This is a genomic window from uncultured Dialister sp., from assembly GCF_937959425.1.
Lineage (GTDB): Bacteria > Bacillota > Negativicutes > Veillonellales > Dialisteraceae > Dialister.
Genome location: NZ_CALGPS010000089.1, coordinates 1 through 10,415, shown reverse-complemented (window position 1 = coordinate 10,415; position 10,415 = coordinate 1). Strand labels below are relative to the sequence as shown.

Below are 10,415 nucleotides of genomic sequence, written 5' to 3'. Positions count from 1 at the left end.
GGGTTCAGAGGGTTCAGAGGAAAAGGTTGACGGCCCTCCGGGCCGAGGGGTCTTAAGGTTCTGAAGTTTGACGGGCCTTTTGGGCCCGAGGGTTGTGTATTGCCGCCTTTGGCAGCATGGGCTCGCTTCGCTCGCCTCCCCCTTCCACCACTTCGTGGTCCCCCCACCCCCGCATGCGGGGGTGGGCAAGTTTGTGGAGAGAAAGCCAGCTCCCCCAATCCCGGTCCCGATCCCGATCGAGGGTTCAGAGGGTTCAGAGGAAAAGGTTGACGGCCCTCCGGGCCGAGGGGTCTTAAGGTTCTGAAGTTTGACGGGCCTTTTGGGCCCGAGGGTTGTGGTATCGCCCTTTCGGGCGATGAATATGAAGTCAGCGTTACGGTATTGCCCTTAATGTCACCAGTGCTGCATGACGGAGTGCAAAAGCCCCCTTCCTCAGGAAGGGGGTGTCGCCGTAGGCGACGGAGGATAGCGGATTTTCGTAGAAAATCCGAAGGGGCTGTGAAAAAATGATTTACATTTTTTCACAGCCCCTTTTATAATGCCTTTATGAAATTATTTAGCGCCGCATTTCTTTGATGACAGAGCTTCTTCATAGAGCTTATTCACATAGTCCCAGTTGATAATGCGGAAGAAGTTTTCCACAAAATCCGGTCTGCGGTTCTGGTACTGCAGATAGTAGGCATGTTCCCATACGTCCAGTGCCAGCAGCGGCTTCTTTCCTTCTGTGAGAGGATTGTCCTGGTTGGAGGTGGAGAGAACTTCCAGATGGTCTCCATTAAGCACCAGCCATGCCCAGCCGCTTCCGAACTGGGAAACCGCAGCAGAAGCAAATTTCTTTTTGAAATCTTCAAAGGAACCAAAGTCAGCTTTAATCTTTTCAGCCACCGGGCCGTCGAAGGAAGTGCTTCCCTCCGGTGCCATCATGTCCCAGAAGAGGGCGTGGTTGAAATAGCCGCCGCCATTATTTCTCACAGCGCCCCGGATGTCTTCGGGAAGAAGATTCAGGTGGCCGATGAGATAGCGGATAGACTTATCTGCCAGTTCCGGATGGGATTCCAGCGCCTTGTTCAGGTTGGCTGTATAGGTGGCATGGTGTTTGTCATGGTGGAAATGAAGGGTAGCTTCATCCATTACAGGTTCAAGGGCATTGTAAGCATATGGTAATTCCGGTAATTTAAACATGGTCATTTCTCCTTTACTTGGAAACATAGGATGTATAAGATTAACCTAATAACGATATTTCTCGATTCGTTCTGTCTGTATTATATCGAATATTTTTGAAATAGTCAAGTAATTTTCGATATTTTACATGGTCTGCATGGCGGCCCGGATTCAGAGGGCTCAGAAGTTCAAAGGGTTCAGAGGGGATTAGTAGCTTGCAGCCGGTCTCTTGCAGCTGGGAACCAGGAACCAGCCTCCATCCACAATACAATGGACTCCCTGACCGACTGTCTTTATCTTCTAGAGTCTGTCTTCTACCTTCTATCGTCTATCATCTAATTTCCGCCATCTACCCATGTAAAAAAATCCCCCAAAGTTTCCTTTGGAGGATTTTTTCATATATCCGCGATTACACCAGTTTGCTGAAGTCACCCCAGGCATCGAAGAAGGAAAGGGTTTTGAGAAGCTGGGAGATACGGTTATCTTTTACAGCTTCATCTTTCACCATGACCATAACGTTGTCCAGATAGTCGTTGATTGGCGCGGTCAGCTCTTTCAGGTACGGAAGGGCATCGGCGTAGCGATACTCTTTATACAGCGGTTCCACAGCTGCCATAGCCTTTGCAAGAGCTGCTTCCAGGTTCCTTTCCGCCTCTTCTTCGAAGAGTTCCGGTTTCACTTCGCCGCCGGTCTTGCCTTTGGTAATATTGGCAAGGCGGGTAACGGCCTGACGAAGATCCGTTTCTTCCTTCAGATGGCTTTCGGTCATAGCCTGAGCCTTCAGGAAAATAGCGTAGATATCATCTACAGGGCCTGCCAGCACAGCGTCGATGATGTCATATTCGATGCCGTTATCCAGGAGAATGGCGCGGATGCGCTGACGGAAGAAATCTTCCACCTGGGAGAGCACCTTGTCCTTGGCTTCTTTGTCGCCGGGCAGGAGTTCCAGTGCTTTGGCAATGCCTCTTCTGATATCCCAGTGAATTTTTCCGTCTGTGAGGATATTCACAGCGCCGATGGTCTGGCGGCGGAGGGCGAAGGGATCCTGGGAGCCGGTAGGAATAAGTCCGCGGAGGAAGGTAGCAGCCAGGTTATCCAGTTTATCGGCCAGGGACAGGGCACGGCCGATGGATTCTTTCGGCAGGATGTCGCCGGCGAAGCGGGGCATGTACTGTTCGAAAATAGCCTGAGCCACTTCCGGTTTTTCACCGTCCAGAAGGGCATATTCCTTACCCATTTCACCCTGGAGTTCTGTGAATTCCGTCACCATGCCGGTGGCCAGGTCTGATTTGGACAGGAAGGCTGCCCGGTCAGCGTCTTTCATTTCTTCATCGCTGAAATGCCAGTCGCTGCCGATGAAGGCGGTGAGTTTCTGCAGGCGGTCTGCCTTATCCCTCATGTCGCCCATACCTTCCTGGTAGTTGATGCGGGTGAGGTCATCCCGGTGGCCTTCCAGTGTTTTCTTCCGGTCGTTTTCAAAGAAGAATTTAGCATCGTCCAGACGGGCACGAAGCACCTTTTCATTGCCGTGCTGTACGTTTTCCAATGCCTTGGTGCCGCCGTTTCTGACGGTGAGGAAATAGGGCATGAGGCTGCCGTCTTCGTTTCTTACCGGATAGTATCTCTGATGGTCCCGCATGGGAGTAACCACTGCCGGTACGGGGAGCTTCAGGAATTCATCGTCGATTCTGCCGTAAAGGGGAGTCGGATATTCTACCAGGTAGTTGATTTCTTCCAGAAGGTCTGCATTGTGCCATACATGGCCGCCCAGTTTTTCCGCTGTTTCCAGAAGGCCTTTTTTAATCATGTCCCGTCTTTCATCCTGGTCCACAATGACGAAGGCTTTTCTCATGGTTTCCTTGTAGTCTTCCGGTCTTTCGATGGTTACCGGTTCTTTGCAGAGGAAACGATGGCCCCGGCTCACGCGGCCGCTCTTTACATGGGCAAATTCCACAGGAATCACCTTGTCATCTGCCAGTGCCACAATCCACCGTACAGGACGGATGAAATGGGCTTCTTCATCAGCCCAGCGCATGCTTCTGGTGAAATTGAGGCCGGTAATCAGGGAAAGGAAAAGCTCCGGCAGTACGTCTTCCACTGCCTTGCCCTGGTTCACCACATGGGCCCAGGTATAGTCCCCTTCCTTCACCAGCTCTGAAGGATCGATATGCTGTCCTCTTGCAAATCCCTGGGCAGCGCGGGTGGGATTGCCGTTTTCATCAAAAGCGGCTTTGATGGACGGGCCCCTCTTCTTCACTTCTTCATCGGGCTGGCGGTCTGCTGCATCCTTCACCAGCACAGCCAGTCTTCTCGGTGTAGCGTAAATCTTGATTTCATTGAAGGAAATACGATTTTCTTCAAACTTTGCACGGGACAGTTCTTTCAGCTGTTCAACCACACCGGCCATAATGTTGGCAGGCATTTCTTCCGTTCCAATTTCTAAAAGAAGATTTTTACTCATTTTCCTTCACTTCCTTTCAGCATGGGGAATCCCAGTTCTTTTCTCTTCTTCAGCCAGGCTTTGGCACACATTCTGGCCAGGTTTCTCACCCGGGCAATGTATTCCGTTCTTTCGGACAGGGAAATGGCGCCTGCTGCGTCCAGAAGATTGAAAGAATGGGAGCATTTCAGTACATAATCATAGGCAGGAAGCACCATGCCTGCTTTCACTACCCGCTTTGCCTCCGCTTCGTACATATCAAAGAGCTTGAAGAGCATGTCGTGATCAGACAGTTCGTAGCTGTATACAGACTGTTCGTATTCATTTTCATGCCAGATATCGCCGTAGGTGACGCCGTCGGTCCATTCCAGGTCGTACACATTGTCCTTTTCCTGGATATACATGGCAATACGTTCCAGGCCGTAGGTGATTTCCACGGCCACCGGATGTTCATCAATGCCGCCGACCTGCTGGAAATAGGTGAACTGGGTGATTTCCATGCCGTCAAGCCATACTTCCCAGCCAATGCCCCAGGCGCCCAGGGTCGGGGACTCCCAGTTGTCTTCTACGAAACGGATATCATGTTCCTCCGGGTCAATGCCCAGTTCCTTCAAAGATTCCAAATAGGTTTCCTGGATATTATTGGGCGACGGTTTCATAATTACCTGGAACTGATGGTGCTGGTAAAGACGGTTCGGGTTTTCGCCATAGCGTCCGTCGTCAGGACGGCGGGATGGTTCCACATAAGCCACATTCCAGGGTTCCGGTCCGATAACCCGAAGGAACGTAGCAGGATTCATGGTGCCTGCGCCCTTTTCCGTGTCGTAAGCTTCGCCAAGGACGCAGCCCTCTTTCGACCAGAATTTCTGGAGTGCTAAAACAATCTGCTGAAATGTCATATGTCCTCCTAAAAACAATATAAAAATCCCTGTAACAAGTAAGTTACAGGGACGAGTTACAGGGATACCTGACCCGCGGTTCCACCCTCATTGGCCAATGGCCCGCCTTCATTCATAGCAGCCCTACTCTGTTCAGGCAGCAGCTCCGAAACGCCTTCCGCATCCTGCCGGACTCACACCCTCACCGGCTCGCTGACCATGCGTACTCCTTTTCATCATCACCGTAGTTATGCAAACATTCTAGCAAATATGAGGGGTGTTGTAAAGGGGTAAGTAGGAAAAGGTTCTTAGGGTTCAGCGAGGAAAGGTTGACGGGCTCTTCGGGCCCGAAGGTTGTAGCCTGCTGATGCAGGCAGGTTGTGTTCGCTGTCGCTCAGGGGGCGACAGCGGCTGCGCCGCTGAGGGTTGTGGTGGCGGCTCCGCCGCAAATAAAAAAGGCGGCTGACGTCGCAGGTTATGGCCGGAAGGTGTTATGTTTGCTGTTTGGGAAGGCTTGACCCTCGGTACACGGAGCACAACCTTTCTACACAACCTGCCTGCGCCAGCAGGCCACAACCCACGGCGAAGCCGTGCCCCTTTTAACAAATCTGTCTCCGCCAATAATTCCAGCCACCTTGTATCTTCTTCCCTCTCCTCTACTCCTGAATTTCCTTCCCCACATGGGGGCGAATCAGCTTTTTTCTGGCATAGTCCCAGAGGATTTCTGATCCTTCTGCGGTATGCTCATTCCGCTTCAGTATCTGGGAAAGATGGACGCCATGCTCCTTCCAGGCTCTGCCGCCGGTGTAGTCGTTCAGCATCATGGGCTGGATATTATCCATGGTATGGGCAAAGCGGGCTTCCGGCGTATCCGCCCTTTCAAATTCATCCCACAGGGCGCGAAGTTTCTTTCCCTCCTCCGGCAGCATGCCGAAGAGGCGGTCTGCGCTCTCTGCTTCCTTTGCATGCTGGGCCTCTTTGCTCACCCCTGCATAGGCGTAGGTGTCACCGGCATAGATTTCCACCAGGTCATGAATTAAAAGCATGGATACCGTCTTCAGCACATCAATTTCCTCATTGCTGTACCCGGAAAGCAGGAGGGTCATAACCGCCATATGCCACGCATGTTCCGCATCATCTTCCATACGCACCGCCCCGGTCACATAAGTCTGGCGGGTGATAAGCTTTTCCTTATCGATTTCACGGAAGAAATCAAAAAGCCGGTCCAGCTTTTCTTCCTCGTTTTTATCCATTACTCTTCACTCACTTTCCGATTTCTTCTATCCCAGATGAAAAAGATGACATATAAAAGGATGGAAATCGCAATCACAATGCCAAGACGCATGGGATTCTGGTGGATGGTCACCGTATCGTGGCCAATGAGGGCCTCAATGGCGGTGGCAGGAAACTTCCCGATAAAAGAGGCCAGCAGGTAATCCCGGAAACTCATCTTCGACAGGGCACCGAAGGCATTCAGCGCTGCCGCAGGGAAATAGGGAATCACCCGGGCTATGAGCATGACCCGGAAGCCATTCTTCCTGCTCTTTTCATCCCATTCCTGCAGTTTCCGATTCCCGGAAATCAATTTTTCCGCCGAATCCCGAAGGAAGGTGCGGAAAAAGATAAAGCTGATGCCGGCGCCCACGGTCTCCGCCACCCAGGCCAGAAGGATTCCCGGCACGATACCGAAAATCAATGTGCAGGCCGTGGAAAAAATCATGGCCGGCGGGAATCCCACCGCATTCATAATGGCAGTCAGCACAAAGGCAAATACCGCCGCCCCATCGCCAAAGGAATGGATATAGGCTGCAATTTCAAGGATTTCTCCCCGCTTCAGCAGCCCCCATATGGTGTAAAAAGCAGAGGGATCCGCCAGGTACAGACCGCCGAAAAGAATAATCACTGATAATAGAAGAGCCACCCTGGCCAGTCCCTGTTTATGCTGTTTCATATATGTCCTCCTGATAGGAAATATTATAGCATATGGGGGAAGGGAGGGTTCGAAAACGAAGGTTGTGACCTGCTGGCGCAGGCGGGTTGTGTAAAAAGGTTGTGAAGGAAAAGGTTCTTAAGATTGACCGGCCCTTGGCCGGAGGGTTCTTAAGTTTGACAGCGGCTGTGCCGCTGAGGGTTGTGGTGGCGCCCTACGGGCGCAATATAAAGTCAGCGTTACAGGGCTTGCTTTTGTGCCACTATGGCTCCCCGTCATTTCGAGCGGTGGTACAAGACGGTATGAATCCCATAGTTTCGTGGAGCCGGTGAAACGGAGCCCTCAAATCTCCCTGCAGAATGCTGCCTTGAAGCAGAAAGGAGCGCTTGGCGTAGACATGACAGCAGTTAGCTTTTAGCAGTTAGCAATTAGCTGTGAAGAAGCCTCTTGCGTTGCGTATCATTAGTCATGAACCGGCATTACGGTGAATTGGCCGCTAATGCGGCCACCCCCTATCCGGCTGCGCCGGACTCCCCCCTGTTCAGGGGGGAGAATAGGCCTCTCTATGTATTTCGTAGAGTCATGCGCAGTCAATGGACAGCCGACAGCCGATAGCCGATAGCTGATAGCTGATAGCTGATAGCCGATTTTATCATAAATGGCGTATAAAAACGGCGCCCCTTGGGAGGAGCGCCGTATCATCCATTTTACAAAATATCCAGATCCTCATACACCGGTTCTGCCACAAACTGTCCGGTGGTATCGATGAGTCCCCACTTGCCTTTGATTTTCACGCCGGCTCTGCCTTCGTGGAAGGGAGTCACATCGTCGGCTTCTTCTTTGAAGGTAATACGGTCTTTGCCTTCAGAATCAATAAATCTCCATCCATCCTTCGTCTTCACCGGGATAAGGCCTTCTCCTCCCTTAGCCACAGCGCGGAAGAGCGGTTCTGTGATGATGGTGCCTTCTCTGGAAATCAGGCCCCACGCATCTTTCACCTTGTATCCGTAGATTCCGTTTCCTATGAAATAGAAGGAATCGTAGGAGAAGGGTACCAGGGTGCTGCCGTCATCCATGGAAAGAATGCCCCATTTCTTGCTGTCATTCTGGGCCAGAAGTACATTGTCATCTTCGAAAGGCAGAAGGCCCATGTATATCGTATGGGCAATGAAGGTACCTTCCCTGTTCACCCAGCCATACTTTCCGTCATTGCGGATAAGGATGCCCTTTTCTCCCAGCTTGAACACCCGGTCATTGGCAGGGCTGGCAATCACTTTGCCGCTGCTGTTGATGTAGCCCCTCTTCACTTTGATGGTGGGCACCGTTTCATAATCATAATACCAGGGATCCCACACCGGGAAACCGATACCCCATCCCCAGGGGTGATGGTAGTGATGATGGTGATGATACCAGTGCCCCCAGCCCCAGCCGATACCGATGGTCACCGGGAAGCGGCGCATCACCGCCGTTTCTCCCACTTCCCCGGTACGGACTTCTGCCATACCGTTTTCAAAGGGATATAATTTGTCAAATTCCGCCATAAAAGCTATAGTGCCATCCGGTTTGGCATAGCCATTGCCATCGGTGGTCTTCACCCCTGCCAGACCTTCGGAAAAGGGGGTGAGCACTGCTTTGAACTGAGGCACCGCGGTCACATGGCCTTCACTGTCCATGAACCCCCAGAGCTTGCCTGCATCCTGCACAGCAGTCATATGCTCGCTGAATACGGGCACCACCGATTTATAGACAGGAGGCACCACCTCTTTCCCCTTCCCGTCGATAAAGCCCCAGTGGTTCTGATTATCCTCCACTGCCAGAAGGCCGTCGCTGTAGGAGGGTCCTGCATCCTTGTAATGAGGCGCCACCACTTCTTTCCCGTCCCGGTCAATGACACCCCAGCGGCCTTTGATTCTCACCGGCGCCAGATCGTCCTCAAAATAACGGGCTTCCTGGTACACCGGTGCGATTTCCTTTCCGTCAAGGGACAGATAACCATATTTTCCGCCTGCCTTCACAATGGCCATGTCATTTTGGAAATCGGACACCTGCTCATAAGTCTTATCGGAAATTTTCGTGCCGTCTTTCTTATAGAAGGAAATCCGCTTATCCTTCCCTTCCACCGCCAGAGCGCCTTCCTTCCAGACAGAACGGGTCTCATAGGAAACGGGGACCACCACTTTTCCGCTTCGGTTATAGAAGCCCCGAAGTTTCCCCTGCTCCACCTCCACCAGGTTGTCCCGGCCAGGTTCACTGTCCCTATCATCATCCTTCACATCGGGATCCGACAGACTGACGCCGATCTTATCATAGGAAACAGGAATCACCATCTTCCCGCTGCCGTCAATGGCCCCCCATTTCCCCTTCTCCTTCACTGCTGCCGTAAAAGGAACTACATCCCCCTTCGGCGCTTCGGGCCCTTCATTGGCATAGGAAGAAAAAGAAACACACAGAAGCCCCGCTGCCAGGGCAGTCATCATTTTTCTATAAACCATGGAAACCACCTCACCATGAAAAGTAACTGAAAGTCAATTTCTCCTTCTATTGTAGCACAGGGACGGAAGTTTCCTGCGTCGGCGATTCGCGATGCTTCACATTCATCCCATGCCGGGTGGGAAAACATTCGCGTATAGTTTCCTGTCGCTATGATTCGCATTCGTCCCATGCCGGATGGGAAACCTTTCGCAAACAGTTTCCTGTCGATATGATTCCCATTCGTCCCATGCCGGGTAGGAAACCATTCGCGTATAGTTTCCTGTCGCTATGCTTCCCATTCGTCCCACGTCGAATAGGAAACCATTCGCGTATAGTTTCCTGTCGATTTGCTTCACAATCATCCCATGCCGAGTAGGAAACCATTCGCAAACAGTTTCCTGTCGATTTGCTTCACATTCGCTCCATGCCGGGTGGGAAACCTTTCGCCTATAGTTTCCTGCCACTATGATTCCCATTCGTCCCATGCCGAGTAGGAAACCATTCGCAAACAGTTTCCTGTCGCCATGATTCCCATTCGTCCCACGCCGAATAGGAAACCTTTCGCCTATAGTTTCCTGCCACTATGATTCTCATTCATCCCACGCCGGACAGGAAACCTTTCGCGTATAGTTTCCTGCCGCGGTGACTCACATTCGTCCCGTGCCGAATCCCCCTTGCCCCTTTCCCTTTCATAGTCCATAATAAAGAAAATAATAAAAGGAGTACTGTCCTATGGAACATAACTATCTTTTTGACGGCGTGGCCGTCCTCATTATCTTCTGGTTTATCAAATCCTATTTCCTTGGCAGGGCATCCACGAAGGAAGAAAAATTTCTCTATAAAGAAGCGCCCCGCTGGCTTCTTTATTTCACCAGTGGACTGGTATGCCTCACCCTTCTTATGATGATTGCCGTGGACTTCGGACTGGCAGGAAATGCATCCCAAGAAAGCACCTTCCGCCTGACCGTGGTATCCCTCCTCCTCTGGCTGGCCATGGCACTCTATACGAAATGGAACTGGGGCGTCCACGTGAAGGACCGCACCCTGCGCGGCAAAAACAACAGGCAGATGTTCCTCCTTCTCCTCCTCATGGCCTTCCTGGCTTCGTCGCTGTAATCGGCTTCAGGGGTTTAGAGGGGAAGGTTGACGCCCGCTTTGCGGGCGAGGGTTGTGGAGGCGCCCTATGGGCGCAATATAAAGTCAGCGTTATGGGGCTTGGGCTTGCATTGTGCCACTATGGCTCCCCCGTCATTTCGAGCGGTAGTATAAGCCGGTATGATTCCATAGTTTTATGGAGCCAGTGAAAGGGAGCCGAGAAATCTCCCGGTAGAATGCTGCCTTGGGGCAGAAAGGAGCGCTTGGCGTAGAGGCAGCAACAGTTAGCTGTGAAAAAGCCTGTTGCGTTGAGTATCAATATGTATGAACCAACATTCTACTGAATTGGCCGCTTCCGCGGCCACCCCCTATCCGGCTGTGCCGGACTTCTCCACGGGAAAGCGTCTCACACGATTCTCAGGTCGCTACCGCTCCCCTA

General features: G+C 51.9%; 7 protein-coding genes. 1 reads left to right on the top strand and 6 read right to left on the bottom strand.

The features are described from left to right. Nucleotides 1-552 precede the first annotated feature (552 nt). The 6 genes from Q0482_RS03540 to Q0482_RS03515 all read right to left on the bottom strand — a co-directional run bounded on the left by Q0482_RS03540 (nucleotide 553) and on the right by Q0482_RS03515 (nucleotide 8,901). A complete protein-coding gene (locus Q0482_RS03540) occupies nucleotides 553-1,188 on the bottom strand; it encodes a superoxide dismutase (protein WP_299143463.1) in 636 nt (211 codons plus the stop codon). 382 nt (nucleotides 1,189-1,570) lie between these two features. Next, entirely contained in the window at nucleotides 1,571-3,622 is a 2,052-nt protein-coding gene (gene glyS, locus Q0482_RS03535; RefSeq protein ID WP_299143462.1) for a glycine--tRNA ligase subunit beta, read from the bottom strand. Then, the gene (glyQ, locus tag Q0482_RS03530; RefSeq protein WP_299143460.1) at nucleotides 3,619-4,500 is read right to left on the bottom strand and encodes a glycine--tRNA ligase subunit alpha; all 882 of its coding nucleotides are present in this window, start codon (nucleotides 4,498-4,500) and stop codon (nucleotides 3,619-3,621) included. Before glyQ ends, glyS begins: the two co-directional genes overlap by 4 nt. 635 nt (nucleotides 4,501-5,135) lie before the next feature. After that, nucleotides 5,136-5,732 carry an HD domain-containing protein gene (locus Q0482_RS03525; protein WP_299143459.1) on the bottom strand — a complete coding sequence of 199 codons (597 nt, stop codon included), beginning with the start codon at nucleotides 5,730-5,732 and terminating at the stop codon, nucleotides 5,136-5,138. Next, the gene (locus Q0482_RS03520) at nucleotides 5,732-6,430 is read right to left on the bottom strand and encodes a TVP38/TMEM64 family protein (protein ID WP_299143457.1); all 699 of its coding nucleotides are present in this window, start codon (nucleotides 6,428-6,430) and stop codon (nucleotides 5,732-5,734) included. Before Q0482_RS03520 ends, Q0482_RS03525 begins: the two co-directional genes overlap by 1 nt. A 686-nt stretch (nucleotides 6,431-7,116) precedes the next feature. After that, the gene (locus Q0482_RS03515) at nucleotides 7,117-8,901 is read right to left on the bottom strand and encodes a WG repeat-containing protein (protein WP_299143454.1); all 1,785 of its coding nucleotides are present in this window, start codon (nucleotides 8,899-8,901) and stop codon (nucleotides 7,117-7,119) included. A 712-nt stretch (nucleotides 8,902-9,613) separates the two neighbouring features. Between Q0482_RS03515 and Q0482_RS03510 the strand changes: the two genes are divergently transcribed. Next, entirely contained in the window at nucleotides 9,614-9,997 is a 384-nt protein-coding gene (locus tag Q0482_RS03510) for a hypothetical protein (protein ID WP_299143452.1), read from the top strand. The last annotated feature ends 418 nt before the right edge of the window (nucleotides 9,998-10,415 follow it).

Excerpts from the sequence above, each read along its gene's own strand:
- Q0482_RS03540 (WP_299143463.1), bottom strand. The coding sequence starts at position 1,188 with ATGACCATGTTTAAATTACCGGAATTACCATATGCTTACAATGCCCTT.
- glyS (WP_299143462.1), bottom strand. The coding sequence starts at position 3,622 with ATGAGTAAAAATCTTCTTTTAGAAATTGGAACGGAAGAAATGCCTGCC.
- glyQ (WP_299143460.1), bottom strand. The coding sequence starts at position 4,500 with ATGACATTTCAGCAGATTGTTTTAGCACTCCAGAAATTCTGGTCGAAA.
- Q0482_RS03525 (WP_299143459.1), bottom strand. The coding sequence starts at position 5,732 with ATGGATAAAAACGAGGAAGAAAAGCTGGACCGGCTTTTTGATTTCTTC.
- Q0482_RS03520 (WP_299143457.1), bottom strand. The coding sequence starts at position 6,430 with ATGAAACAGCATAAACAGGGACTGGCCAGGGTGGCTCTTCTATTATCA.
- Q0482_RS03515 (WP_299143454.1), bottom strand. The coding sequence starts at position 8,901 with ATGGTTTATAGAAAAATGATGACTGCCCTGGCAGCGGGGCTTCTGTGT.
- Q0482_RS03510 (WP_299143452.1), top strand. The coding sequence starts at position 9,614 with ATGGAACATAACTATCTTTTTGACGGCGTGGCCGTCCTCATTATCTTC.